Annotated in this window: 26 protein-coding genes and 1 pseudogene; 13 read left to right on the top strand and 14 right to left on the bottom strand. The window is 42.5% G+C overall.

Annotation, left to right across the window (positions count from 1 at the left end; all coding sequences use genetic code 11):
• Positions 1-25 precede the first annotated feature (25 nt).
• The 7 genes and pseudogenes from NIAKO_RS03125 to NIAKO_RS39680 all read right to left on the bottom strand — a co-directional run.
• On the bottom strand, positions 26-433 hold the full coding sequence (locus tag NIAKO_RS03125) for a c-type cytochrome (protein ID WP_014216941.1): 408 nt from the start codon (positions 431-433) through the stop codon (positions 26-28).
• The gene (locus tag NIAKO_RS03120) at positions 433-1,434 is read right to left on the bottom strand and encodes a metallophosphoesterase family protein (RefSeq protein WP_014216940.1); all 1,002 of its coding nucleotides are present in this window, start codon (positions 1,432-1,434) and stop codon (positions 433-435) included. The genes NIAKO_RS03125 and NIAKO_RS03120 overlap by 1 nt, the downstream gene beginning before the upstream one ends.
• A gap of 78 nt (positions 1,435-1,512) precedes the next feature.
• On the bottom strand, positions 1,513-1,953 hold the full coding sequence (locus tag NIAKO_RS03115; RefSeq protein WP_014216939.1) for an SRPBCC family protein: 441 nt from the start codon (positions 1,951-1,953) through the stop codon (positions 1,513-1,515).
• Between the two features lie 45 nt (positions 1,954-1,998).
• Positions 1,999-2,175, bottom strand: coding sequence for a hypothetical protein (locus NIAKO_RS38355; RefSeq protein ID WP_014216938.1), 177 nt, complete (start codon positions 2,173-2,175; stop codon positions 1,999-2,001).
• A 102-nt stretch (positions 2,176-2,277) separates the two neighbouring features.
• Complete coding sequence (locus NIAKO_RS03110; protein WP_041346277.1) at positions 2,278-3,822, bottom strand: right-handed parallel beta-helix repeat-containing protein; 1,545 nt, start codon at positions 3,820-3,822, stop codon at positions 2,278-2,280.
• 114 nt (positions 3,823-3,936) lie between these two features.
• Positions 3,937-4,272 (bottom strand): hypothetical protein, encoded by a 336-nt coding sequence (locus NIAKO_RS03105; RefSeq protein ID WP_041346274.1) that lies wholly within the window; start codon positions 4,270-4,272, stop codon positions 3,937-3,939.
• Positions 4,273-4,293: 21 nt separating this feature from the next.
• Positions 4,294-4,431: pseudogene (locus tag NIAKO_RS39680) on the bottom strand (cysteine-rich CWC family protein); the annotation flags it as partial.
• A 231-nt stretch (positions 4,432-4,662) separates the two neighbouring features.
• Between NIAKO_RS39680 and NIAKO_RS03100 the strand changes: the two are divergent.
• From NIAKO_RS03100 to NIAKO_RS03080, 5 genes are all read left to right on the top strand, one after another.
• The gene (locus tag NIAKO_RS03100) at positions 4,663-5,835 is read left to right on the top strand and encodes a hypothetical protein (RefSeq protein WP_014216935.1); all 1,173 of its coding nucleotides are present in this window, start codon (positions 4,663-4,665) and stop codon (positions 5,833-5,835) included.
• Positions 5,836-5,858: 23 nt separating this feature from the next.
• Positions 5,859-6,257 (top strand): hypothetical protein, encoded by a 399-nt coding sequence (locus tag NIAKO_RS03095; RefSeq protein WP_014216934.1) that lies wholly within the window; start codon positions 5,859-5,861, stop codon positions 6,255-6,257.
• Between the two features lie 231 nt (positions 6,258-6,488).
• Positions 6,489-6,938 (top strand): Lrp/AsnC family transcriptional regulator, encoded by a 450-nt coding sequence (locus NIAKO_RS03090; protein ID WP_014216933.1) that lies wholly within the window; start codon positions 6,489-6,491, stop codon positions 6,936-6,938.
• Positions 6,935-7,360, top strand: a complete 426-nt coding sequence (locus NIAKO_RS03085) for a hypothetical protein (protein ID WP_014216932.1) — start codon at positions 6,935-6,937, stop codon at positions 7,358-7,360. The genes NIAKO_RS03090 and NIAKO_RS03085 overlap by 4 nt, the downstream gene beginning before the upstream one ends.
• 223 nt (positions 7,361-7,583) lie before the next feature.
• A complete protein-coding gene (locus NIAKO_RS03080) occupies positions 7,584-8,663 on the top strand; it encodes a hypothetical protein (protein ID WP_014216931.1) in 1,080 nt (359 codons plus the stop codon).
• A 45-nt stretch (positions 8,664-8,708) separates the two neighbouring features.
• Here NIAKO_RS03080 and NIAKO_RS03075 read toward each other — a convergent pair whose 3' ends face one another.
• A complete protein-coding gene (locus NIAKO_RS03075) occupies positions 8,709-9,179 on the bottom strand; it encodes a YybH family protein (protein ID WP_014216930.1) in 471 nt (156 codons plus the stop codon).
• 165 nt (positions 9,180-9,344) lie between these two features.
• On the opposite strand from NIAKO_RS03075, the gene NIAKO_RS03070 reads away from it, so the two are divergent.
• Entirely contained in the window at positions 9,345-9,707 is a 363-nt protein-coding gene (locus tag NIAKO_RS03070; protein WP_014216929.1) for a hypothetical protein, read from the top strand.
• Positions 9,708-9,740: 33 nt separating this feature from the next.
• On the opposite strand, the gene NIAKO_RS03065 is transcribed toward NIAKO_RS03070, so the two are convergent.
• Complete coding sequence (locus tag NIAKO_RS03065; RefSeq protein ID WP_014216928.1) at positions 9,741-10,865, bottom strand: YncE family protein; 1,125 nt, start codon at positions 10,863-10,865, stop codon at positions 9,741-9,743.
• Between the two features lie 290 nt (positions 10,866-11,155).
• Here NIAKO_RS03065 and NIAKO_RS03060 point away from each other — a divergent pair, with 290 nt between their 5' ends.
• Positions 11,156-11,662, top strand: a complete 507-nt coding sequence (locus NIAKO_RS03060; protein WP_014216927.1) for a class I SAM-dependent methyltransferase — start codon at positions 11,156-11,158, stop codon at positions 11,660-11,662.
• Positions 11,663-11,824: 162 nt separating this feature from the next.
• Positions 11,825-13,066, top strand: a complete 1,242-nt coding sequence (locus NIAKO_RS03055) for a PQQ-binding-like beta-propeller repeat protein (RefSeq protein WP_014216925.1) — start codon at positions 11,825-11,827, stop codon at positions 13,064-13,066.
• 6 nt (positions 13,067-13,072) lie between these two features.
• Here the strand turns inward: NIAKO_RS03055 and NIAKO_RS03050 are convergent, their stop codons facing one another.
• Entirely contained in the window at positions 13,073-14,101 is a 1,029-nt protein-coding gene (locus tag NIAKO_RS03050; protein ID WP_014216924.1) for a cellulase family glycosylhydrolase, read from the bottom strand.
• Positions 14,102-14,383: 282 nt separating this feature from the next.
• Here NIAKO_RS03050 and NIAKO_RS03045 point away from each other — a divergent pair, with 282 nt between their 5' ends.
• Together NIAKO_RS03045 and NIAKO_RS36335 are read left to right on the top strand one after the other, a co-directional pair.
• Positions 14,384-15,385: a hypothetical protein gene (locus NIAKO_RS03045; protein WP_014216923.1), complete on the top strand. Its 1,002-nt coding sequence runs from the start codon at positions 14,384-14,386 to the stop codon at positions 15,383-15,385.
• A gap of 161 nt (positions 15,386-15,546) precedes the next feature.
• The gene (locus NIAKO_RS36335; RefSeq protein ID WP_207622489.1) at positions 15,547-17,088 is read left to right on the top strand and encodes a zinc-dependent metalloprotease; all 1,542 of its coding nucleotides are present in this window, start codon (positions 15,547-15,549) and stop codon (positions 17,086-17,088) included.
• A gap of 40 nt (positions 17,089-17,128) precedes the next feature.
• Here the strand turns inward: NIAKO_RS36335 and NIAKO_RS03035 are convergent, their stop codons facing one another.
• Together NIAKO_RS03035 and NIAKO_RS03030 are read right to left on the bottom strand one after the other, a co-directional pair.
• Positions 17,129-17,878 (bottom strand): LytR/AlgR family response regulator transcription factor, encoded by a 750-nt coding sequence (locus tag NIAKO_RS03035; protein WP_014216921.1) that lies wholly within the window; start codon positions 17,876-17,878, stop codon positions 17,129-17,131.
• A 2-nt stretch (positions 17,879-17,880) separates the two neighbouring features.
• Positions 17,881-20,853 carry a sensor histidine kinase gene (locus tag NIAKO_RS03030; RefSeq protein ID WP_014216920.1) on the bottom strand — a complete coding sequence of 991 codons (2,973 nt, stop codon included), beginning with the start codon at positions 20,851-20,853 and terminating at the stop codon, positions 17,881-17,883.
• 429 nt (positions 20,854-21,282) lie between these two features.
• On the opposite strand from NIAKO_RS03030, the gene NIAKO_RS38930 reads away from it, so the two are divergent.
• A complete protein-coding gene (locus tag NIAKO_RS38930) occupies positions 21,283-21,420 on the top strand; it encodes a hypothetical protein (protein WP_165761347.1) in 138 nt (45 codons plus the stop codon).
• 164 nt (positions 21,421-21,584) lie between these two features.
• On the opposite strand, the gene NIAKO_RS03020 is transcribed toward NIAKO_RS38930, so the two are convergent.
• The gene (locus NIAKO_RS03020; protein ID WP_014216918.1) at positions 21,585-22,418 is read right to left on the bottom strand and encodes a sugar phosphate isomerase/epimerase family protein; all 834 of its coding nucleotides are present in this window, start codon (positions 22,416-22,418) and stop codon (positions 21,585-21,587) included.
• Positions 22,419-22,645: 227 nt separating this feature from the next.
• On the opposite strand from NIAKO_RS03020, the gene NIAKO_RS03015 reads away from it, so the two are divergent.
• Positions 22,646-23,380, top strand: a complete 735-nt coding sequence (locus NIAKO_RS03015) for a DUF3575 domain-containing protein (RefSeq protein ID WP_014216917.1) — start codon at positions 22,646-22,648, stop codon at positions 23,378-23,380.
• Between the two features lie 110 nt (positions 23,381-23,490).
• Here the strand turns inward: NIAKO_RS03015 and NIAKO_RS03010 are convergent, their stop codons facing one another.
• Positions 23,491-23,766, bottom strand: coding sequence for a GlcG/HbpS family heme-binding protein (locus NIAKO_RS03010; RefSeq protein WP_081196034.1), 276 nt, complete (start codon positions 23,764-23,766; stop codon positions 23,491-23,493).
• 177 nt (positions 23,767-23,943) lie between these two features.
• Between NIAKO_RS03010 and NIAKO_RS03005 the strand changes: the two genes are divergently transcribed.
• Positions 23,944-24,981, top strand: a complete 1,038-nt coding sequence (locus NIAKO_RS03005; protein WP_014216916.1) for an SDR family oxidoreductase — start codon at positions 23,944-23,946, stop codon at positions 24,979-24,981.
• Positions 24,982-25,016 lie beyond the last annotated feature (35 nt).

Genomic DNA, 25,016 nt, shown 5'->3' with positions numbered 1-25,016 from the left:
TATAAAAATACAATTATTTCTGTCCTCAGTCGCCACCCGGAAAAGCATGCCCCTTATGGCAGGTGATGCATGTTACATCGAGGGACCCGCTCCCTATTACAGGGTGTTTTATCTTAAAATATTTTTTATTGAGTCCAAGGGTCATGCGCATCATGTTTCTTGCCACTTCCTTCTCGGGTTTGGCATCGCTGGCAAAATCAAGACCGTGGCCATCTTTTGCATTGGCATGGCAAAAATTACAGGTAACGCCCAACCCGTCCTGAAAATCATCCACCATAATTCCCATCAGCTCTTTAGAGGAAATACTCTTCGGTAATACTTTTAAATTCGTATACTTCATAACAGGAGGTCTGGGAGCCGTGGCTGCAACACCCGCGATCACGGTAATTGCAATACATACAATCACCCCTGATTTTTTATTGATTATCACCATTATTCAGATTTTATTAATGGCATATCGGTAATGGCCAGCGAATGGTTATGCTCCTGATAATTTATACTGGTGAGGCCAAGCAACGAGCGAAGCTTTTCTTCAGGAACTTTCATGGGCCCGGGAAATGGAGCGCCACCCGGGGCCGGTTGCGGAAACGCAGTTGAAGTGGCGGTATGGAAGGTGATGTTCCCTTCTACCTTTTGAATGGTTTGATGAATATGCCCGTTGAGTACTGATACTGATCCAAAACGTTTCAGCAATAGTAATGCCTGGGCGCTATCTTCAGTACCCCACCCCCATTGCGGGTAAATAGCCCACATGGGGATATGCGCAAATACAACAATAGGTGTACTGGACGACAGTGGTTTTAGATCTTTCTCCAGCCATTTGATCTGCTCAGGGCCTAAATAGCCGAGTCCCCCGTCAACATGATTGGTAACGTTTACCAACCCAATAAAATGTACGCCGTTGGAGTCGAAGCTGTACCAGCCATCGCCTTTGGTCTCTTTGCCGAAGCGTTCCAGGTAAAGTTTCCCATTATCTGTGACATCATGTTCGCCGGGCACATAAAATATTTTCCCGGTCTTTACGCTTTTTAAAGATTGCTCCAGTACATCGAATTCCTCGGCCTGGGCCAGGTGCGACAGATCGCCTGTGTGGAGTACAAATGAGGGAGCTGATGGCAGATTATTGATCTTATCAATGGTACTTTGCAGCGTTCCTAAAACATCGGGGTTAGCGGCTTTATTAAACCCAATGTGGCTGTCACTGATCTGCACAAAGCTAAAATCAGATGCTGGCAAAACGAGTCCATTTTTGAGCCGGCCGGTGCTTTTATCAATCATCTGGCTCATGCCATATGATTTCAGAACGCCGCCGGTCATCATCCAGAATACGCCGGTACCTGCCCAGGCCATACATTTTAAAAAACCTCTTCTGTCAACGCCGTCGCTATCAGCATCGGGTATATATTCGTGTTCGTGGTGAAATTGTTTTTTCATACCACGAAAAAAAAGAAAGGATGGGGGCTGGTAAATATTTTTACATGAAACGGGGTAAATTCTTGAGGAACCAGTCCACTAACCCAATATTTCGGTAAGCTTGTCGATCATTTTGCCCCAGGCTATTTTGCTTTTTTCCACAAAATCTTCCTGCCCATGCGGCATTTCATGCTTCAGGGTAAGTTCGCAGCCATCAATAACGGGCAGGACCTCGATATCGATGCGCGATTGAATATTTGAAGGATCTTCTTTTACAGCCCAGCTGAATACCAGGCGGTGGGGACGTTCAATTTCGAGATATTCCCCAATATGACTGAATGTTTTTCCCTGTCTGCGAACGACATAACTAAATTTGCCTCCCACCCGGGGTTCGTTGTCAAGACTTATAATCTCTTCTTCCCTCACCTCCGGGCCAAACATAAAACGCCCAATCATTTTTGTATCCAGGAACGCTTCAAAAACCTTTTCAGGCGGTACGGAAAATAATCCGGCAACCGTAGCAATAACTGGCAGTTTCATAATTTAATTTATTAGGGAAACATCAAAATTTGTGCCCCCCGGCCATTATTGCGCTTTTAGAGCGTTTAAGAGCAGCTTTTCTTTACTATTAACCTCCCGGGCCTTAAAAACCGGATGCGGCACATGTGCGTCAAACAATTCCATTAGCCCGGACCCTTCCTCTTCACTGACATCAGGTGCGATAATTTTTTTCCCTAATTCAATCAATTCATCCCTGGTCATAGACAAATTTTAGCTGCAAAATACAATTATATAGAGCCTAAAAAAGAATTGCACCAGCTGGCGGATGGTGCAATCTTGAAGGTGAAAATATGCTTGTTTTGATTATTGCTGCTGATAAGCGCCCATGTCAACTGTTCCATTAACAACCCTGGGTTTGCCATCGAGGTCCTTTTCTGCCGCATCTGTGATCCAGGCAGCATTGCCGGTACGTAAACAGGGGCTTCCTGTTTTCACATGCAGGTCGGGGATGGTTCCAATCCCATTGAAAAGCGGATCCTTGAAAGTAGAATGTGCGTCCTGCGATGATTTGGTTTTATAATCAGTAAATGATCCATAACTGGTAGTGCGCCAGTTGACCGTGATGTCGGAAGCATTTCCCGATTGTGTATACCAGTCGTTGTAGTCGATCACATTTCCTGTTTGCGGACTGATATTCTCCAATGAGAACAGGGTATTCTGGCTATTAGTATAAAAAACATTATTCCCGATGGTACAGTTGGAAGCCTTTGTCACATAAAATTCGCCGGAACCATCATTGTTGGTATTGTTTTTTAAAAAGCTGTTATTCCTGATGGTACAATTCGTCACCTGCCCTGAATTACCCGAGTCATATCCGCCAATGGCTACTCCTGAAACCTCGTTCAGGTAAATTAAATTATTGGTAACCGTGATGTTACTGGCCGTGCCGTTTTCTTCATTGCCTATTTCAATTCCATAACCATTCTGATAGGTTATATTCCGGTCAATTTTAATATTTGCTCCGCCATCAACATAAATACCGCCGCTTGTAGCATAACCAGCCTTGTTATTGTAGCAGGTATTTCCGCTGATCAAACCATTACGCGACTGGTCCAGGGCGGAATTGGAGCTTGTTCCATAATGTCCTATTGCTGCAATGCCAATGTTCGAATTGTCGTGTACTTTGTTGTTGGTAATAGTGAACCCGTCGATATTGCCATCTAATGACAACGATTCGCTGTAGCCGGTAACATTACCGGTGAATTCACAACTGTCAACCACCAGGTTCGTAATGGCATTTGCCTGAGCTGTGCCATAACCGAATGCAATAAATGGTTGTGCATTTTGATTGCTATTGGGGGTTGTAGACGCGTTGCTGGTCCATTTGATATTTTTGAACGCCACATTGTGGAAAGTCAGGTTGCTTACCCCACCGGTTTTATTTGCCGAAACCAGCACCCCTATGGCATTGTTCTTTGTAATATTCTGAACCGTAAGATTGCTGAAAACGAGATTGCTTTTGTCGGTAATGGTAACAATGGTAGTGCCTGAATTCTTTGACCCGTCTATGATCACCTGCTCACCATTGTAATTCGTAAATGTAACAGGGCTTCCCGCAGTGCCACTAACTTTTACAGTCAGTTGTTCGTAGTAAGTTCCACCTTTGATCATTACCGTGCTCCCCGCCCCGGCAGTATTAAAGGACTTCTGAATCGTTTTCCAGGCGGTGGTGAGGCTAAGACCATTATTAGCGTCGTTGCCCGCTGCGCCATCAACATAATAAACGGTCCCCAGTGCTGCATTGGCAGAGCCTCCTTTAGGATCGTTAGAGTCCGTTGAATTTACAGTACTCTCTTTTTTACAGGAAAAACACAAAACCAGGATAGATAAGATTAAAATGTTACGCATTAACATAAGGTTTGATTAAAGGCAACAACAAGAAAAAATAGTGCCGCTTTTGCTTTTAATTCATATCAATTAACAGCAATATGAAACCAGTGTTATAACGTACATTCCTGCTCGTTACTTTTTTCCTTTATTCTTTGCTCTTTCTTCCAATATTTGATCCAGCTCACTTTGAGAAATCAATCGAAATGTCTTTTGTCCCTCATCCCACATATTGTGATATCTGACAAAATCCTTTGGCTTTACTGCTACGGCATCGCTTACAACTCTAACCCCCTTCTCTTTCATTAAATGAATGACCGCTTTATAATCTTCCTCGATTATTACATAATTCATTACTGATATCTGAAGTATAAATTGGTAATCAGCTGTCTCCACTATAGCATAGTCAGCAACATCATTGAAAATATCTGAATACTCCTGGCAAAGTTGTTCCGGTGTTTTCTTTACCATTTCAAACTCCTTTAAGCATTCTGAACAAAGACAATTGTCATAGTTTTCTTTTAAATGGGTCAACTGCTGGCTTGACAAATGAAGGTTCTCACACCAACATCCTCTTGACTCGTTCTGACAGTTAAACGGTGTTCCACATTTTGAGCATTGTTTTATCATGGATGATATAAGTTAGTTGGGGTGATTAAATTGTTGCTAGCCGGGCTCATAAGCAAATATAGGTTAACAATCAAAGGTCCGAAAGATCATTATATAAAACCTGCTCTGATTCACTCTGGCTACGCATAATCCGTTTATGCTATAAGTTACAAACTTGTTACATTCCTGATAACGATACGCATTTATAATAATTGGCGATAACTTTAAGTTAACTAAACCGCGTATAATTCCATGCCAAAGGGAACAAAAACTGCTCACTACCTGTTTCTGGTATCGGGCCTGTTGATACTGAGCACTGCCTGCAGGAAAAACACAGGCGGAAGTGGAGATGGCAATCAATCTCACCCTGTAAATATATATGTGCTTGGCACCAGTGGTGATTCGGCCGTATGTTGGAAAAATGGTGTAGCCCGCAGCCTGCTTGTTCAGTCGAAAGTATTTTATAAATTTGGCAGCTCTTCCCTGGTTGTTTCCGGCAACGATGCATACATAGCCGGATTTGGCTTTAATAATATTACGAGGTACAGTACGTCTCCATTATACTGGAAAAATGAAACTGCCACCCTTTTACCGGATTCATCCGGCGACGCCTTCACCAATTCGATTTTTATGGCTAATAATGATGTATATGTTGCAGGTATTGCCAATTACTTTGCCGATACGGTACATGTACCCTATACCACACCGTCTGCTGAGTACCCGAAAATTGGAAATCTGGCAACCATCTGGAAAAATGGGATTGCAGCAAAGCTGCCCGGCTTTCACACTACCGGGTTGTCGGGTAGCGGTCAGTATGGCGTTAGCATGTATGCAGATTATGTAAGCTCTTTGTTTATTTCAGGGAATGATGTCTATGTTGCCGGAGGCAGCCACTATTGGGGAAATAATGCAGGGTACTGGAAAAATGGCGTACTTACAGATCTATCCCAAAAACTGACCTATCAGGCCGCCAATGGCACCTTGTGCTATCCAACAACTACTGCAATTGCTGTTTCGGGAAACGATGTGTACATTGCAGGTAACCAGTTAACCAGTATCAGCAAGCCTGTAGCAATATATTGGAAAAACGGAGCGCCTTTTTACCTCTCTACCGATTCTATAAGTGGTTCGTCGGCCAATTCCATCTTTGTTTCAGGCAATGATGTATACATTGCAGGCTATCAAAATATAAATAACTACTCCCGGGCCATTTGCTGGAAAAACGGCATACCCACCACCCTTACATCCGGGACAATCGCGTCAGTAGCCAATTCCATTTTTGTTGCGGGAAACGATGTGTATGTGGCAGGTTATCAATGGAAAATTGGGGGTACTCTTATTGCAACCTACTGGAAAAATGGCGAGGTTGTTAAATTGACTGATAGCACTTCAAACGCCATTGCAAATTCAATATACATACAATAAACCCGATTGCGTATATTGGTACAATGAAAAGAAAATTTCTACTACCCGGTATCCTGTTGTTTGTAGCCATTGCCGCTACGGCAACCTATTTTTTAAAATTTGCCAAATACCATATTCAAAATAATGTAAGTGTAAATTGCCATTATCTGGCTTACGCTTGCGGCGACTGTTATCCCCGATATAACGTAAGTAAGGTTTCCCCTGCATCGCTTGGAAAAAAATTATTAAACCAGGATATTGACATTGAATTTGCAAGCACCAGGCAGGAGCAGGAATTTAACAGGAAAATTGTTACCTGCGCGATCTGTTATAATTTTGACCTCAAAGGTGATCTGTTTTATTCCAGTAAGGAAGGATGTTATGTGCTAAAGGTAGCCAGCTACAAGCTGAAACTAAATTTTGCCAAATGTTGTACGCATTAATCATTCCCTGCCATAACCCTTTGCAGTTCGATCGTTCCCGCCAACAACCCGGCTCCTGATGCTCCCTCCGTTACGGCGCCACTAAAACCGGTGTAACGGTATCCAAAATATTTTTATTTCAATTTATTATTAAGGAACTTATTTATTTTTCTTAATAGTCGCTGTTATTCTGTAAGTATAGCTAAATAATATAAAGACAAAGTTTATTTTCGGGATAAATAATTCATCATTATGGACCGCTACGACAGCAAAATACTCCAGTTGCTAGTTGAAAATGCCCGCATTACCGGGGCGGACATAGCCCGCAAAATAAATTTATCACTGCCTGCGGTAACAGAACGCCTACGCAAACTCGACAGATCGGGGTATATAGAAAAGTACACGATAAAAGTAAACCGGCAACAGGTAAACCTGCAATTGATGGCGTTTATCCAGGTATGGATCGATCATACCAAAAGCGGATCGGTAAAAGAGAATCTCATTGTATTGAACGAAGTGCTCGAATGCCACCATACCGCCGGTGATTATGACCTGCTGCTGAAAGTGCTGGTAAAAGATACCTTGGCCCTGGAAGAGTTGCTGGTAAAAAAGATAAAATCCATAAAAGCCATTACCCGCACCAATACCACCATCATTCTCAACACCTATAAAGAAGAGGTGAACACCAAAAACTTTTTATGATGACAGCAACAGAAGCAAATGAACTGGTTCATCAATTTGAGAATGGCACGTTGCCAAAAGTAAAATGGACACATGAAGCACATTTTGTAATGGCGCTCTGGTATTGTTGCCGCCAGCCATTACCGCAGGCCATTGAATCCATAAAAGAAGGGATAAAGAAATACAACATCAGCGTTGGCGGAGAAAATACCGATCACTCCGGTTATCACGAAACGATCACGGTGTTTTACATCAGGCAGATCATTAACTATATATTGGAAACCTGCAGCGACGGGCAATTTGAAGAAAAACTGAACGGGCTTTGGCAGCGAGAATTTTTAAAGAAAGGCTTTCCGCTCACCTATTATAGCCGCGAATTCCTGATGAGTAAAGAAGCCAGAAAAAACTGGCTGGCCCCGGATCTGCAGCCGCTGAAACTATAACACTTACATCCGCAATCTACCCCTGTAACTAATCGGCACGTTTTTATAATATCGGGCAAACCTGTTCAATTATTTGAGGCCCCGGACACGTTGTTTTACAGTAAAATAAAAAAGCAATAAACGGATAACTCACGCAGACCAGGGTTTGAGCACCGTTAGGTGAGCTACAAAGTCAGGCTATTAGCTTAACTTGCTTACACTCCCTTTATAAATTATAGCTGCAATGAAAAAAATTATTTTACTGTATTTAGCAGCGGTAATAAGTTTGCTAAATCAACCTGTTTTTTCACAGGAGGATACAGCTGCCTTAGGCATGGCAGGGGATAACCTGGATCTTTATGCGGTGTTAACGACCTTTCAAAAGTCAAAAACGATTGAAGAGTTTGAAAAAACTTTAAATGATCCAAAAACAAAGATCAATAACCTGGATTTGAATCTTGATAAAAAGGTTGATTTTATAAAAGTAGTTTCAAAGAAAAAAGACAACTCCCATACATTTATACTCCAGGTGGATGTTACCAAAAATGAAACGCAGGATGTAGCCGTTATTTTATTAGATAAAGATAAAAACAACAAGGTCTCCCTACAAATAGTGGGTGATGAGGAATTGTACGGCAAGGATTATGTTATTGAGCCAAAAGGGAATTCATCTGTAACACCCAATCCTGCGTATACCGGCGAAAACCCTGTTACGGTGACTGTTCCGGCTCCAACAACGACAACCGTCGTGGTTGAATCTGCACCGATTGTACAATATGTGTACTCCCCTGCATACGTGCCTTATGTTCCACCCTATCATTATGGATATTATCCGCCCTGGTTTGGCTTTGCTACTGTTATGGCGGTGGGAATTTATCGTAGTAACCATTATTATTCCCATGGAGGTTATTATGGCGGGCATGGCGGCAACGTAGTTATTAATAACAACAACTTTAATAACTTCAATAATTACAACAACAATAAAATGCGGTCCAATACCGTATCCAATAACCGGAATAATGGCAACTATGGGAACAACAGATCAGGCAACCGGGGCGACAGACCTTCTGCGGGAACACGCCCGTCAACAGGAGGTTCCAATCGCCCATCGGCAGGAACGGCCGATCGTTCAGGAGTATCCAATCGACAATCCGGAGCAGGGGCCAATCGCCCATCAGCCGGTGCATCTGATCGTTCGTCATCACGTCCATCGGCATCAAACATGTCTTCAGGATCTGGCAGAACCAGGAGCAGTGGCGGTGGAGATGGCATGCGAGGCGGAGGCGGAGGAATGAGAGGCGGCGGCGGAGGCAGAAGACGATAAAGTGAAATTGCTTTCACTCCACTATCGCAAGGTATATTCCAGGTCTTATTCAACTGGATTTTCAGAAATGCTCATATCTCTTATACACAAATATTTGTCATCTCTTTTTTCGAACAGGCTCATGTAGTTTCCGGAATTAATGGTTGCATTACTGGAGTCTACAACTTTAAAATAGCCGACTTCTACAATTTGTTTCCCATCACTCGACACAAACACTTCATTGGTCTTAAACGAGATCTTGTTGGAATTAGAAGCCAGGTCTGACCTCAGAAATTCTATAATTGATTCTTTGCCTACCAATGGCGCCCTGTTTTGAAAAAAGGAAGTGGCGTCATCCGCATAATAGCCAATATTTTTAAGTTCTCCTGTATTATAAGTAGCGGCAAATTCATCCTCCTTTGCCTGAATTTCTTTTTTAATTTGTTCTTTGTCAACTACTCCTGCTTCCGATTCCTGTTTTACGGAATTACACGCGGTAATATAAGTCAGTATACCCGCTACTAATGCTTTTTTCATGGTCTTCTTTTTATGCAAGGTAAACACAGGCCCCGCTGAAAAAGCATTTTATCTATGTAACTAACCGTAAAATGGAACATGATTAAAATCATGTTTCAGTCTTTCCGGCCTCACCTTTTACCGGTTGGTGGAGAGTGAAATTTGTGGAACAAAAATGAGGTTAATATGTCAACAACAACTTTTAAACATCAAATAGGAACTACTTATAGTGCAAGAGAATCAAAACCATTTATACTGTCAAGATTTATTACCTGGTGTGAGAACCAAGAGGAAAACCGCTTCTCCTGGCTGGCAGTAGCCCTGGCAGGGCACGGCTGCGTGCTTACCCCATTAACCGTATTTGCTGTAGTGAATTCGGGCAATAACCTGATCCTGTTTATGTCGGCTATCCTGGCGATGGCCCTTGTGCTGATCACCAATCTGGCTGCATTGCCAACCAAGATCACTATCCCGGTTTTTGCTTTTAGTATCCTGGTTGATCTTGGAATTTTATTGGCCTGTGGATTTGGCGTTTCCGGTTTACTTTAATTTTAGCGATTCATATATTAATACCTTCAGGTCCTATTGATCTGAAGGTATTTTTCCACCGATACCGAACTGGTTGCCGGCACGTACCGGTTTGTTGCCATTGAACTGGATCTCTACCATTTTCTCGCTGGCAACGTTGTTGTTAAATTCGTCTTTCAGGTGCAGCAATATGGCGCGGGTCTTTACATCTATCACTTCCCCGCTGGAAGGATAGGCGAACCTTCCATCAATACTGAAAGTGATCCACCCGGGCATATCCTGTAGCGGAATGGTAGTAAGTTGCTGATAAGGAGCTTCCCCACTGAATACATGCATCCGCATATTATAGCCATCACACAGCCACAGTTCCTTTTCATCCGGCGTAAGGCCAATACCATGACTGGGATTGCCATGCCGCCTCACCGGCCCCTGTTCCCATCCTTCTACTTCCACATGAGCAAGCTTATTACCATGCTGCAAATCGCCCACTTCAAAACCCAGCAGACTGTCGACGGTTACATATACCAACGTTTCTTTACCATTCACCGTAAAGGGACGAATATTATTGGCGAAGGGGCCTACTTTCCCGGTTAACTCATGCTGTTTTGCATCGGCGATGTACAACCAGGGGCTTCCGATATCATCCAGGTAAACCAGGTTGCCGGCACGACTGTAAATGGTATTATGCGCTCTTTTATAAACGGTGATCTTTTTGATAATATCGCCGGTTTTGCAATCCACCACATTCCAGAAGGTATTTTCCAGGGAAGGCAGGTACATCATGAGCCCATCGGGTGAAATAGCCATGCGGTCGCAACCGCCTTCAAATTTCTTCTCCCATACTAATTTGTCAGTTGTGAGATCGATACGCTGCAGCGATTCCAATGTGGTTATATAAATGCTGTTAAGCGGAATGCTGACTGCAATTCCCTTTACATTGGAAGGTTTTCCATTGGGATGAAATCCCTGGGTGCTGATGCGTTTTACAAAACGATGGTTATTGTTGATGTCAAACACCAGGATGCCATGCCCGCCGTAACCCAGGTAATCTCGAATGCCGGGAGTGGCTACGTAGAGATAGCGTTTGTTTTGAATGGCGGCGGAAGTTTTTGCTGGTGCCTGCGCGGTTATCGCTCCCGCGTAAACGAGCAACAGGAAGAAGATCAAATTTGATTTCATATGGAAGGTGCTGAATAATGAAAAGGACGATTGAATATACTTAAAATTTCAGTTTAAGCAGTCAGGGGCCGTTCATTAATTTTCCAAAGTTTTAATGATACCTTTGGAACCAAACAGCATGTAACGGGTACTGATAAGGAAGGTCATTCTGTTGACCGGACAGTGCGGGTTACCGACGGTTATCGCAAAATTGGAGGCAACTGGCTGATCGTACTTGAACATGTTTCGGTACCGGTTGATTTGAAAACCGGCAAGGCAGTCTTTAGTCCAGAACCATAGAACCCAATACCATGCAATTAACCGAAGCGATATCGTTGATCCAAAAAGGAATTGTTCCGCATAGCACACCACAAACCTGGGCCGACCTTGGCGCTGGTCAGGGATTATTTTCAGAAGCTTTAGCCTCCATTTTACCGCCGGGTTCAACTATACATGCAGTTGATAAGCAACCTAATCACCAACTTCATCCCCCGATCATTTTTCACCAGGCAGATTTTGCAAAGGATAAATTACCCCTTCCTCCACTTGACGGGATCTTAATGGCAAATTCTCTCCATTATGTAAAAGACCAGGTGGCCTGTATCAAACAATTAAAAAACTATTTACGCAATGGCGCAGGCGTATTTATTCTGGTTGAATATGATACCGACAACGGCAATCAATGGGTGCCATTCCCTGTTTCGTTTGCACGTGCACAGTCGATCTTTGGTGCGGCCGGCTTTCCCAAAATTGAAAAAATAGGAGAACGGCAATCGGTGTATAGAAAGGATTCGATCTATGCGGCGTTAACTAAATGATTATCTCCCCAAAAAACATCGCCCATACCTTAAACAGTGGATCTGCTGACGCAAAAGGTTTACAGCAAAGAGGCTATCGCCTGGTAGCCTCTTTTTTATTAGAAACGCTCCCATAATTTTCGGCATTTTGTTTCGTTAATCTAATAAACGCTTATAATAGAAATGCTACCCACGTCATTATTAAAAGAATGGAACGAGAAAGGGGCCCACTTCGCTCAGCAGATCAACGAAATGGTAGCCTACGCCGCTAAACATGGATGGGACAAAGTAGAACAAAAAGAGATCTCCGATCAACGCGATCATCTTGCCCCGGAAATATTAGCCGCTCTCCGGCAGGCAAACAAAAACAACACCGTAACTGCTTTCCGTGATAGTTGTCCACCATCATTAGCCCCGTTTGTAAGCACCCTTTCCGAGCAGGGCGAATCGATATGGGACATTCATTTTATAGATGCAGACAGGATTGTATTCATGACCGGTGCGCCTTACGAAACGAGGCAGGCATACCTGTGGGATGCCAAAAACGACAAATTGGAGAATCTGGACCCGGCTATCATAGCTATTGGTAAATCGCCCCGGAATAACTGTTTTGCCCTTGCTACAAAGAACAGCATCATCACCATGGCAGGTTGGGAAGGAACTGTTATTGCAGAGTTTAAGTATCCAGACATGACCCTCACGCAGATGATACCTTTTAATGATGGATTACAGGTTATGTTAATCACTCCCAATGGCATTTACATTACTATCAATGAAGATTGTGTTTTGATCCATCCTGTCTATGCCCCGGAGGATGAAGAAGATTTCGACGAAGAAGATGAGGAAGATGAAGACGAATACGGAACCGAAATAGATATGGAGCATGGTGCATTATCTCCCGATAATAATGTGATTAGTTTTGGTGAACAGGGTTCTGATCACCGGGTTGGTGGCAACAAAGGCATATTTGATATTAGGCCTGCATCTGAATACCCTCACTTTACCATGTTCTCCAAAGATGGAGCCCAGGTGCTGCTCAATTCCTGTCATATGTATCATGGATCTACATTGATAGTTCCAACCGATAACCTGAAGAAAAAGCCGAAAGTTATCAATGAAGAAGACCGTATATATGCCGGGGTAGCTACCGGAAAAGGTTATATCTGGGGGAATGCATCCGGTTATATAAAAGCGTACGACTACAAGGGCAAATATCTTTGGCAGTATTATATAGGCGGAACCATTTCCGGAATGGCCATTTCTGAAGACGAAAGCACCTTATACGTTGGCAGTTATGCAGGTGGCCTGCATCAGTTGAAACTGGATGCAGGTCACCGTGATAACCATACTATCGGCACAGGTAAACACTATGAAGAATGCCGCTGGCTTTTCTGGAAAAGGGAGGCCGGGCCCCTGAAATGGTAGGTGAGGTTATAATCCCCAACCATAACGTACCCTGAAAACGCCGGAGGAATTAACTGTAGAAATTGTAATACTGGTGCCACTGCCCCCACGATTTAACAGGCTATAGGAATCACCGTCGCGCAATCCTGGCCAGTAAACGCTGGCAATTTTATCGTTCCTGCAAACGTCGCTGGTAGAAACGATGTAGGCAATTTCATTATCAGATTGAGGACCATTTTGGTAATCTTTCCCCGAATTCATGGTTGCCCCGAATTCGGTTATAACCGTGCGGCTTCCATAACTACCTATACGGTTCCGCCAGTCGGTACGCCAGTCAGCAGCACTATGGGTAGCCCAGAAAGCATAGTTATGCAGCCCCAGCAAACAACTGCTAAACCGGCTATCCGCACCAACACCGGTAACATTTTCAGAGTAGCCCTGACCGTCCAGGATAATTCTGCCTTTGGGGACATTAGGATAATTTGAAAGGAACTGTGCATAGATGGCAGTCAATTGACTCAACGTATACCCATGCGGTTCGTTAAACGGTTCAAAGTATACATTGCCGTTGCCCTGGTATTTATTTACAATGGTGGTCCACATAGTCCAGAAGTCGGTTGTGTTATCAATTTTACCATCCTTGGAGGAGGCGCCTTCCCAGCAGGCGATAATAACTTTCCAACCTTTACTGGTGGCCTTGTCAATAGCCCCGGTATAACTACCCCACCAACTTTGAGCTACAGAAGGCGGATTAACCGGGATACGGATAGTGTTTACACCGTTTACCCTGGCCGTAAAGCCGTTCAGGATAGCATCTGTTTTGGCAGTTACCGTACTATAGGTATCACTCGCCGTTAAACCAGAGGGGATCACCCAGCCATCTACAAAATTGTCTCTCCCATCGGCCCAGTTTAATCCGGAAATACCTGCAGCGCCCACAGATTCTGTGGATACCACATCGCCAGATGGATCACCTGCCTGGTTATTTCTCTTAGCGCAGCTACCCAGCAGCAAAAGAAAGCCCGACATGCATATTGCATGCAATAATTTTTTCATAACAAATGGTTTTAATCGTTAGACTTTAAAAGTACCCCATAACCAGGAGCGGGATGGGAGGTAGATTCTTAAAAAAGGGGGGTGGAAATAGCAGGGGAAATTTGATGGATATGTAATGTATTGAGTTATATCGAAGCTGTATCCTATCAGTTATCTGATATAAGATGCAGTTATTCACGATAAGCTGCAGTTGTTAAATGGCACAATAACAGATAACTGTTATACCTACATTGCTATTGAAAATAAAACGAGACAATAACAAATCATTTAACCTTTTAAACTATGAAAAAGTTTCTATTTACCTGTATTGCTATACTGGCCTTAAGCCACACTTTTGCTCAATGGGTTGGCGGCACCTCAACATCAGTAGACATTTACCGGGATGGGAATGTAGGTATTCTCCCTTCGGGCACCGCCAGTCTGCGGGGAATATTTGATGTGGCCAAAGATGGAGATATTTATTTATCCAGTGCCATCAATGGAGGATCGGCGCAAAGTCTTTTATTACCAGGACATATTTTTATGGCTCCCTACAGCACCTCCAACGTCGTTTATTTGCAGGCAAGACGGAAGAATGATTTAGGTACCACTGAGCTTCGCCTGCGTACATGCAATAATGGAAGCCTTACAGATGCTATGGAAATTACAGGTGAAGGCAATGTGGGTATTGGAACAATAAGCCCCTGGACGAAACTTACAGTAGCAGGAACAACTTATACCAGCCAGGGTATTATTTCCGATGTACAACAGGCCGGGGCAGCCGCCGGATGGTTTAGAGGTGCTGCCAACGCCAACGCAAATGTTATTATCCAGGGGAGTCTCGGCAATTACGGAGCCTTTTGGTTAACCGCAGGTCCGCAAATTTTTAAAATAGGCGGCAACGGCGGAACGGAACCTGCAATGGGGGCTATAAATATAAATGATGTTGGCCAGGTGGGAATTGGCACCAGCTCTTTCGGTTCATTTAAACTGGCGGTTGAAGGCAAAATAGGCGCGCGTGAAATTCGTGTAACGGCACAAAATCCCTGGCCTGATTATGTTTTTGGCAACGGCTACAAATTAAAAAGCCTTACTTCACTCGAAGAATATATAAAGAAAAACAATCGCCTGCCCAATATGCCTTCTGCAGAAGAGGTGAAAAATAATGGGCTTGAAGTAGGTCAGATGAATACACGTGTAGTAGAAAAAATTGAAGAGCTAACGTTATACATTATTGCGTTGAATAAAAAAATAGAAATGCTGGAAAGAGACAACACTGAATTGCATAATCAGATAAAAAAATAAAGCCTTATTTTATGCAACACAAACATTACCCGCTAATAATAGTATTACTCCTTTTTTTGTGTACGCAAAAAAGTTATTCTCAAAAAAACATTGTTGTTAGGCAGGTAGATAAAAACACTTTCGCCAGACAACAGACAGGCAAAGAAAAAGTAATTCCATATTTGGAACAACGATCAAAAAAAGGTGTTGTTAATGTATACGAGTTCAACACAGCGGCTTTACAGGACTCCATTTTCTTTCTGAACATCTTTCCCGGTGAAACAATAAAAGCGATCAAACAAAAAGTGGTGAAGCGTGGGGAAAATAATTTCACCTGGCATGGATATATTCAAGGGCCCGACAAAAGCCAGGGCTCTATTGCATTGGTTTATCTGAATGGCGAAATTTCGGGTAATTTGAATTACAAAGCCGGAAATTATTCTATTAACCCCATGGGAAAGGGCGTGTTTTCAGTATATGAAATAGATTTTAAACGTGCTCCTTACATTGAGGATGCACCAGGCATGACTGATTCACACAAAAAGACAGATAATGCTGCCGCAGCAACTCCATCCTCCATTGCGCAGGCCTCGTGTAACCTGCGGGTACTGGTAGCATTCACCTCCATTGCAGAAAGCTTTATTAAAGACTACCTGGGTTATAGTAGTCTTACCCAGTTCGCGTTGCAGGCGATAGCAGAAAGCAACCAGGCCTATCTAAACAGTGGTGTTGGAGTGTACATGGAGCTGGCCGCTTCGGTACGGGTTAATTATACTGAATCAGGAGATGATGCCACCGATTTAAACCGGTTTATGGGAACGAGCGACGGGTATATGGACCAAATTCATACATACAGGGACATATACGCTGCCGATGTAAATGTTTTGATCTCCAATAATAGTCAATATTGTGGCCTGGCCACTACTGTACTGGCAGATGCTGGCAATGCTTTTTGTGTTGTGAATTATGATTGTGCGCTGGGAAATTACAGCTTTGCCCATGAAATTGGTCATTTACAGGGTTGCCGACATAATCCTGAGGTAGATAATTCCATTTCGCCATTTGCTTACGGCCATGGATATGTATACACTCCCGATGGATGGCGAACTATTATGGCCATCAATTTCAACGGTGAAACCCGCCTTCAATATTTCTCAAATCCAAATGTAACTTATAATGGGGTGCCAATGGGCACAACTACCACGCATTATAATGCCAGGGTTTTGAATGAAACAACCGGAACGGTAAACAATTTCAGAACTGTTTCTTCATCAGTAACCATCAATAGTGATGGTGCGGTGATTAATGATGAAGCCTCGGATGCTGTTGCTACTACCGAAGTGGTGTTACAGGATGGGTTCCAGGCATCGGATAATTCAGAATTCACAGCCCGCCTTATTAATTGCGTTGGGCCATCCATTGTGGCTGATAACACCGCTGTAGTAAATACAGATGAAAGCAACGTAGCTGATAGCAGGTCGGCATTAGCCGTTTACCCCACCGTTACAAGAGGACCTGTTTATATCAGTACCGATAACAGCAATTTAAAAAATACCGAAATCCTGGTAAGCGATAATTCGGGACGCATTGTTGCAAAATCAGTAAATAATGCTGGCAAAAAGAGTATAACCATGAATTTAAGCCATCTTCCCAATGGCCTCTACATTATCCAGGTAAAGCAGGCCGGAAAATCGATTACACGGAAAGTTATTGTTCAGAAGTAAACCAGATTCAAAAAGTCGCCTGAACGGCGGCTTTTTGAAATTAAATCATCAGCTTCTCCAAAAAGTCCCCCTTCCGCCGCTGCGAAATTTCCAGTTCAGTGCCATCACTCATAACTATGTAGCCACCTTTTCCCTTTACATAGCTTTTTATCAATTTCATATTAATAATGGTGCTATAATGGATACGGCAAAAGTTATTGCAGCATAACAGTTCTTCATAATAGCCAAGATTGCGGGCAGAAACAATTTTCGATTTATCGGATAAATAAAAAATTGTGTAGGCGCCCTCTGATTTGCACCAGACAATGTCGCGCAATTCAACAAACTCATATCCATTCAGAGTGGCAATGTTTATCTTTTTATGTTGCTCACTTTCCTGGAACAGGTTATGCAGCAAGACGCCTATTGTATCGTAACGCTTTTTTTCGACAATTCGATTACTGGCTCTTTTTACTGCTTCTTCAAACTCGTCCATTCCAATGGGTTTTAACAAATAGTCAATAGCCGCAAACCTAAACGCCTCCAGGGCATAATTATCATATGCTGTAACAAAGATCAGTTCAAAATTCCGGTCGGATAATTTCTGCAGCACATCAAACCCGGTTCCATCGCCGATTCGCACATCCATAAAAACCAGGTCGGGGGCACTGCATTTTATTAACTGAATAGCGCTATCCAAATGGCCGGCTGTACCCAATATATTTAAGTTGGTGGTTAACCGGCCAATCAGGTCCTGGAGCACAAACAGGCTGCTTTCTTCATCTTCAATAATAATAGTTTTAACATACATAGTTAATAAGGATTTATGGGAAATGATAAATGAACGATGGTACCACTGGTAGCCTGCCCGGATTGACGTTTATCAGTCACCTGCACCAATATTTTATTTTTTTGCATGGCATTAATGGCATCGATGCGACTGGCAGTAATACTGTTACCCATAGAGGTGTATTCATGGTCATAGGGGCGTTTATCGTGTGCAGATACATGAATACCTGGTCCATTATCTTCAATCACAAATTCAATATACGTTGCAGAATGGGTCACTTCAACATGTAAAACCCCTTTTTGATGCTGCAGGGGTGCAATACCATGCTTAATAGCATTTTCAATATAGGGCTGAACAATCATAGGGGGAATGGACCAGTCATCCTGTTTCAAATTATCCGAAACACTCATCCGGTAATCCATGGAACTGCCCATGCGCATTTTTTCCAGGTCGAGGTATAATTTCAGTATTTTGATCTCTTCCCGCAGCAGGATAGAAGAATCCGTACTATGCTGCAGCGCTTGGCGGATAAGCGTAGAAAATTTATGCAGATAGGTATTCGCATTTCGCATATCGGCCCTGATAATGTAATACTGAATAGAGGTAAGACAATTAAAAATAAAATGCGGATTCATCTGCGCCCGCAGGGCCATCATTTCCAGGTTGTGTATTTTCTTTTTTAGTTCGTATTCCTGTTCGTGTTGCTGCTGCCGCCGGCGATAATATATATAAAACCCGCAAGCCAGCAATACAGCTATTACCAGGTAGCTTACAACCAGAAACCAACTGGTTTTCCACAGAGGCGGCTCATGAATAATAAAAAGACTGCGGGAAGGATCACTTGTTATACCCCATCTGTCAACTGCGCGGACTTCAAAAATAAATTTCCCAAAAGGCAAAGCCGGAAATTCTATACTATTATTTATGGTATTGCTCCAGTTACTGTCTAATCCCTTTAACCGGTAATCATACCGCATTTGTTTGCCGCTGCGGTATGATATGCCGGATAAGTCGATGAGCAACTTATGGGCTCTATAGCCTACATAGATAGTATCTGTTACCGGCACAGCCTGATTATCAACAACGATCTTATTGATATTAATCCGGGGACGGATAATTGAATGACTGGTATAATTTTTAGAGAAAAAGGAAATACCACTTGCAGTAGCAGCCCAAATAGAATTGCCTGACGGAACGGTTTGGTTCACATCATTACTGATAAGGCCGTCCTCTTCTGTAATATTTGAAACAGAAAAATTGAGTTGATGTTGTACCCAGGTATAATTTAAACGTGAAATTCCCTTATCAGTAGAGATCCAGGCAGTGTGGCCCTCAAACGAAACATGTTTACACATTTTGCCTGGCAACCCCTGTTCTTTTGTGATGAGTGTTACTATGGAATTTTTCAGAATAGCTACCCCCAACTGGGTCGAGATCCAAAGCGCAGAATCGGGTGCTATATCCAGGTGATTAATAGTACCAGACAATACCGGATATTTTTGCCCCAGGTTTTGGATCGCACCATGTTGCAATAAGAAGGCGCCATTTAATGTGCCAAAATAAATTTGGTTACCTATGCCAGTTATGCAGGTAATCCGTTTAAAGAATAAATTTTTTTGAAAGCATCCTTCCCGATTCAGTAATGCAATACAGGTAGACCATCCAACAAAAATACCGGTATCGGATAGATACAGCGCTTTAACGCTTAATGTATTTAATTTCCGGGTCTTGCGCGGAGAAAAAAATATCAATCCATAATCACTCCCCAATAATAAAGTATTGTTCCTGAAAGAACAGATATCAAGAATGTGATTGCTTTTATTTCGCGCGGCCCATTCGGGGAAACGTCTGCTTTGTAAACCTTCGTTTTCAATTATAATAATATTGCCATCTGCAAATCCGGCCACTACCTGTTTATGAATGGCCTTGATACAAAGGGCATTTTTATTGGTCAGATCTGGAAAAGCTGACAGGGAATGAAATGATAGATCAGGCAGGTAATACACCCCATCACCATGTGTGGGTACCCAATAACCCTGTTCCTGGTCTTTTATAATAGATGTACAAAAGCTCTTTCCCAAAAAAGAATGAATGGTTAGCCGGGGTGTTAAAAAATTCTTTATACATAATAAACCCTCGTTCCTTGTACAAATCCATAACGTGGAATCATTTTCACAAAATAAGTAGTTGACAGGGTTGTACATTGAATTTATCCTTAACCGCTGCATTGAAATGACCGAAGATATCTTATGGAAGTCAGCATAATATATTGAGTCATCAGTATAGAAAATGATCCCTTCCCCTTCTTTTGTAAGAGTAAAAAAGGAATTTTTCAAGAACGGAAGAAGCAGCTTTCCTACGTCATCGGTTTTAAAAAAATAGCGTCTTACCAGCGTATCTTTTTTTAGCCATAATGCATATTCCTTTTTGTTGATAATAGAAAAATAAAAATTGATCTTCGCCTGCGAAGAAGCCCTTAGGATTGGCCAATTGTACAAAGATGCCTGATCCTCTTTTTTAAAATATCCCGCAAACTGCCATTTCCCCGAACTATTCAGCGATTTGTAGAACCCATTTACCCCCTTATCATAAAGATTTGAGTTTGTTATTAAAAAAATGCTGTCAGTTTTCCTATCCTCACAAACAGCCACTACACCAGCACAATTATCAAAGCGTTTGATGGTACCATTATGAAAAACAGCAGGAATGCCCGTTAAAGAAATAAACCAGATATTGTTGTATTTATCCAGGTAGAGTTTTAATATTTCATTATCCGGCAACCCATCTTCCTTTGTATAATTAGTAAACGTTCTGCCATCAAAACGGCTTGCGCCCTGGTTCGTAGCAAACCATATAAACCCGTTTTTATCCTGTAAGGTGTAGTAAACTATGGAACCGGGCAAACCATCTTTAACAGTAAACTGTTTGTATGCAAGCTCCTGTGCATACGTGTTAACCCGTACAATAATCAACAACGTTATAATAAGGAACCGCATGCAGAAGGATAGGCTTTAGTACCAGTACAATTTAAACAATCAGCAAATCATTTACATTAGTAATCGGGATATTTATTTTGCAGATATTATAATATTTTAGACAGGAAGTAATCAACGAATATATTTTTTTAAAAATGTATTGTTATATCCTGATCACAATTTTGCATAAGCGACACTAAAGTAGGAACTAAGGCTGAAAGAGGCGTCCGGAAAGCGCCTGTTGCATCATAGTGAAATTATTATTGTAAAACATTGCAAAACTATAATGCAATAACAGGGCTTATGCAACTATAGTGTACTTCACAACTCTTACCTCCTGCTTCTACCCCTTTTTACATTACTTTAACCTCATCATCTTTTACTTATACGCCAAACAAACATCTTATATAGGTAGGTATAAATTTCAATTACAGAATAAAAACGGTAATTATGAATCTTAAAATTGTTAAAATATTACTGGTTGCTGTCGTTAGCATATCGCTGTTATCGGGATGTATTGTAACCGAAAGAGGTTATGGTTATCATCATTATCACCATCCGCATCCACGTTATTATGGGCATTGTTAAACGCTGTGTTAAAAATAAAGTCTCCCTGTTAAAAATCTGAACAATTGCACCATCCACCAGCTGGCGGATGGTGCAATGTTTTTTCAGGCCTCCGGAGGTTACAATGGCCGAATGCCGTAAGAATGTACGGCGGTTAATTTCTGGCATACAATCTGGTTTATTTCTTATATCAAAGCCATGGTGCCCTTGAAAAAGCCCATTGACTCGGCCAGTCCCGGCAGAGGGTCCTGCATATCTTTTTCAAATTCGAAACTGCAAACACCCTTGTAGTTCACCTGGCGTAATGCTTTCATGAACCCTTCAAAATCAATAACCCCTCGTCCGATCTCTATCGTCTTTGCGTCCCTGGTATTTCCCGTCACGTCTTTAACATGAAGATCAAAAAGCCGGTCCTTATAGTCTTTTACAGCACGGGCCGGGTTTACCCCCGCCCTGGTAGCATGACCAATGTCCAAGCAAAGGCCCATACGGGGATCTCTGTCTTTGATGCGATCATACACCTGCTGGGGGCCGGGGTACAGTTCATCTTCGGGGCCGTGATTGTGGATGGCCAAACGGATGTTCGTCGACTTTACTTTTGATTCTGCGTAATCCAGCAGATCGTAGTTGGGTACGCCAACGATCATGTTCACCCCCACTTTCTTTGCATAGTCAAATGCCTGATCAACCGCTTCCTTGCTTTTCATATAGATCACCCCCACCGTATAAATATTGATCCCGTTTTGTTTAAACTGGCTCACCACCGAGCTGATCTTTTCATCACTGCTTGATAAAGGGAGATATACATCTTTCAGCGACAGATTGGAAACATCCAGCCGCTTCATCATGGTAATGGCAGACGCCATCTCAATTTTGGTAAAAGTATATCCCGCGATACCAAGGGACAAATTGGGCTTTTTCTGTGTTGTAGAGGCAGCAATGCCTGGCAAAGGGACCTGAAGGGCAGCAGTTGCCAATCCAAGCGAGGTTAGTTGAATAAAATTTCTTCTTGATGACATATTGATAATTTTAGATTTACACCCGAAAGATCGTTGTTCCTCATTCACAAAGTCAGCTACAATATAAGATTTTAACAGATCGGACGGCCTGACAAAAGGCAGGATCACCGGATGTATGGCAGGTTATTCCGGCAGGATTGGAGGTTTGGATAGTCAACAAATAACGTATATATTTGGGCGAAATGCAGCTGGTTGTAAAGCCATGTTGCTGCTTAAACCCTTAAATTATGCGCACCCTGCTTCTTGTATGCTGTATTGCAACAGCCTTTCATAGCTATGCCCAGGTTCCTGAAAAGTTCCGTAAGAACCGAAAATCTCACCACCACCCTGACGCTAAATTTTTAGTAAAATTAGCCCCCCTTGCTGCAATCGATGTCGTAAGCTTTCCTACAATTACAGCTGGTGTGGAAGTGCATCTGGCCCCACAGTTCAGTATGTATAATGAAATAGGCATTCGATACCGGAAAGGGTGGTACGAAAAACCCGATACCAGTTTTGTATCTCCCGTTGGGATTAAATTAAAGTCAGAGTTCCGTTATTATTTCCAGGAAGGCCATACAAGTTATTCGAAATTTCATGGAAATTATATTGGCGTGAATGCTTTTTATACTTATCATAAATATAATTCGATCATTGACTACAATGCAGGAGATTATAGCGGTTACGATTTAAAAGACGGTATTGGCGTTACCAAAAAAGTATGGGGCCTCAATTTCCTGTGGGGCTGGCAGGATGATATTGGTAAACACTTTATGTTTGAAGTGTATGAAGGCATAGGCGTACGGTTCAGAAATTATAAAACAACGAACCAGCAATTTAAATATGATAGTGATACATTCGTTGATCCGGAGGATGTAAATACCGTTTTCAGAGCAGCAAATGTTGAGCGGGCAGCAAAAGGTGGAACCAGCGCCACCTTTAACTATACAACAGGTATTAGATTCGCTTACAAAATACTTTAACTATAGGTTATAACATACTCTAAAGCTTTTTCGCCAAAAGACCTGATCTGCGGTTCAATCCGTTAGTTCAGGTCTTTTTGTTAAGCGTCCCGCATTCAACATCCGGGCTTTTATTTTATGGCATCCGCTCCTGCTTGCGCCACCAGGTGATCATTCTCCACCGAACTACCCGACGCACCTATCGCCCCAATAACCTCTCCACTCCTGGTTCTTATGGGCACTCCCCCCGGCATGGAGATCAACCCGCCATTCGAGTGTTCTATTTGATAAGAAGGACCGCCAGGCTGTGACAATTTGCCAAGCTCGCCACTTTCCATATTAAAATACCGGGCTGTTTTGGCTTTGCGCTTAGATAAAGATGATTTTGAGAATTTGACGCCTACAATTCCGAATTACGAAAGAAAATCATTGTCGGAAAGTCTGAGGCATTCAATTTCTATGCTAACCTGCCGAAAAGGAATCAATTTGTCACCATGATGGACTGATTTACACAGCGTATTTGAACTTTTTAACACAGTTAGTGAATCATATAAGTCCGAGTTTTGTGATATAAATAAATAACCATGGAACAAAAGACGAACGTTTTAGTAACTGGAGGCAGCGGCTTTTTAGGTGCGCATTGTATTTTGCAGTTGTTACATCGAGGCTATAGTGTGAAGACTACCGTCCGCTCTATAAATCAAAAGATTAAGGTGATTGAGAAGTTGAAAAATGGTGGTATAACTACATTTGAGGATCTAAGCTTCATAGAAACAGATTTAACAAAGGACGACAATTGGCCCGATGCTGTCAAGGATTGTAAATATGTATTACATACTGCCTCTCCCTTCCCATCGACGATACCAAAAGATGAGCGTGAGTTGATCGTGCCGGCAGTTGAGGGAACACGACGCGTTCTTCAGGCCGCTCGTGATGCAAAAGTTCAACGAATAGTAGTCACTTCATCTTTTGCAGCTGTAGGATATGGATATGCTGAAAAAAACCGGGTTTTCACAGAAAAGGATTGGACGAGACTAAATAGTGAAATACCTGTATTGGCGTATCAGAAATCGAAGACGCTCGCGGAAAAAGAAGCGTGGGACTTTATTGCCAAACAAGGAAAGGGGTTGGAACTGGCAGTGATCAATCCGGTTGGTATATTAGGTCCGGTGTTAAGCCCTGAAACAAGTACATCTACTGAAAGCATCCGGAAACTTCTCAACGGAATGCCGGGAGTGCCAAATATTTCTTTTGGTGTAGTTGATGTTCGGGATGTTGCAGATCTTCATATCGGGGCTATGCTCAGTCCGGCTGCTAACGGTGAGCGTTTCCTGGCTGTAGCGGGCGAGCCATTAAGTGTCAAAGAAATGGCAGATATACTCAAGTCTCATTTAGGTGATGCCGCAAAAAAAGTTCCATCTCGTATACTGCCCGACTGGTTAGTTAAATTTGCAGCGCTTTTAGATCCTACACTAAAATCTGTTGTGCCAGGTTTAGGAAAATATCCAGCGGCAAGTAATCAAAAGGCAAAAGACATTTTGAAATGGGCACCAAGAAGCAATGAAGAAACTGTATTAGCAACCGCGGAAAGTTTGTTCGCGTTTGGATTGATCAAAAGATGAATTGTATTTCGGTGTTGTCGCTCTTATCCCAGCTG

It is taken from the genome of Niastella koreensis GR20-10 (assembly GCF_000246855.1).
Classification (GTDB): domain Bacteria; phylum Bacteroidota; class Bacteroidia; order Chitinophagales; family Chitinophagaceae; genus Niastella; species Niastella koreensis.
The sequence above is the reverse complement of the archived record's forward strand: the minus strand, read 5'-3'. Positions and strand labels throughout refer to the sequence as shown.

Bases quoted from the DNA above. Each gene is read 5' to 3' on its own strand.
- NIAKO_RS03105 (WP_041346274.1), bottom strand. From the start codon at position 4,272: ATGGTAAAGAAAACACCGGAACAACTTTGCCAGGAGTATTCAGATATT.
- NIAKO_RS03090 (WP_014216933.1), top strand. From the start codon at position 6,489: ATGGACCGCTACGACAGCAAAATACTCCAGTTGCTAGTTGAAAATGCC.
- NIAKO_RS38355 (WP_014216938.1), bottom strand. From the start codon at position 2,175: ATGACCAGGGATGAATTGATTGAATTAGGGAAAAAAATTATCGCACCT.
- NIAKO_RS03005 (WP_014216916.1), top strand. From the start codon at position 23,944: ATGGAACAAAAGACGAACGTTTTAGTAACTGGAGGCAGCGGCTTTTTA.
- NIAKO_RS03125 (WP_014216941.1), bottom strand. From the start codon at position 433: ATGGTGATAATCAATAAAAAATCAGGGGTGATTGTATGTATTGCAATT.
- NIAKO_RS03060 (WP_014216927.1), top strand. From the start codon at position 11,156: ATGCAATTAACCGAAGCGATATCGTTGATCCAAAAAGGAATTGTTCCG.
- NIAKO_RS03020 (WP_014216918.1), bottom strand. From the start codon at position 22,418: ATGTCATCAAGAAGAAATTTTATTCAACTAACCTCGCTTGGATTGGCA.
- NIAKO_RS03095 (WP_014216934.1), top strand. From the start codon at position 5,859: ATGAAAAGAAAATTTCTACTACCCGGTATCCTGTTGTTTGTAGCCATT.
- NIAKO_RS03050 (WP_014216924.1), bottom strand. From the start codon at position 14,101: ATGAAAAAATTATTGCATGCAATATGCATGTCGGGCTTTCTTTTGCTG.
- NIAKO_RS03100 (WP_014216935.1), top strand. From the start codon at position 4,663: ATGCCAAAGGGAACAAAAACTGCTCACTACCTGTTTCTGGTATCGGGC.
- NIAKO_RS03075 (WP_014216930.1), bottom strand. From the start codon at position 9,179: ATGAAAAAAGCATTAGTAGCGGGTATACTGACTTATATTACCGCGTGT.
- NIAKO_RS38930 (WP_165761347.1), top strand. From the start codon at position 21,283: ATGAATCTTAAAATTGTTAAAATATTACTGGTTGCTGTCGTTAGCATA.
- NIAKO_RS03035 (WP_014216921.1), bottom strand. From the start codon at position 17,878: ATGTATGTTAAAACTATTATTATTGAAGATGAAGAAAGCAGCCTGTTT.
- NIAKO_RS03070 (WP_014216929.1), top strand. From the start codon at position 9,345: ATGTCAACAACAACTTTTAAACATCAAATAGGAACTACTTATAGTGCA.
- NIAKO_RS03085 (WP_014216932.1), top strand. From the start codon at position 6,935: ATGATGACAGCAACAGAAGCAAATGAACTGGTTCATCAATTTGAGAAT.
- NIAKO_RS03045 (WP_014216923.1), top strand. From the start codon at position 14,384: ATGAAAAAGTTTCTATTTACCTGTATTGCTATACTGGCCTTAAGCCAC.
- NIAKO_RS03120 (WP_014216940.1), bottom strand. From the start codon at position 1,434: ATGAAAAAACAATTTCACCACGAACACGAATATATACCCGATGCTGAT.
- NIAKO_RS03030 (WP_014216920.1), bottom strand. From the start codon at position 20,853: ATGCGGTTCCTTATTATAACGTTGTTGATTATTGTACGGGTTAACACG.
- NIAKO_RS03055 (WP_014216925.1), top strand. From the start codon at position 11,825: ATGCTACCCACGTCATTATTAAAAGAATGGAACGAGAAAGGGGCCCAC.
- NIAKO_RS03015 (WP_014216917.1), top strand. From the start codon at position 22,646: ATGCGCACCCTGCTTCTTGTATGCTGTATTGCAACAGCCTTTCATAGC.
- NIAKO_RS03115 (WP_014216939.1), bottom strand. From the start codon at position 1,953: ATGAAACTGCCAGTTATTGCTACGGTTGCCGGATTATTTTCCGTACCG.
- NIAKO_RS03110 (WP_041346277.1), bottom strand. From the start codon at position 3,822: ATGCGTAACATTTTAATCTTATCTATCCTGGTTTTGTGTTTTTCCTGT.
- NIAKO_RS03080 (WP_014216931.1), top strand. From the start codon at position 7,584: ATGAAAAAAATTATTTTACTGTATTTAGCAGCGGTAATAAGTTTGCTA.
- NIAKO_RS03065 (WP_014216928.1), bottom strand. From the start codon at position 10,865: ATGAAATCAAATTTGATCTTCTTCCTGTTGCTCGTTTACGCGGGAGCG.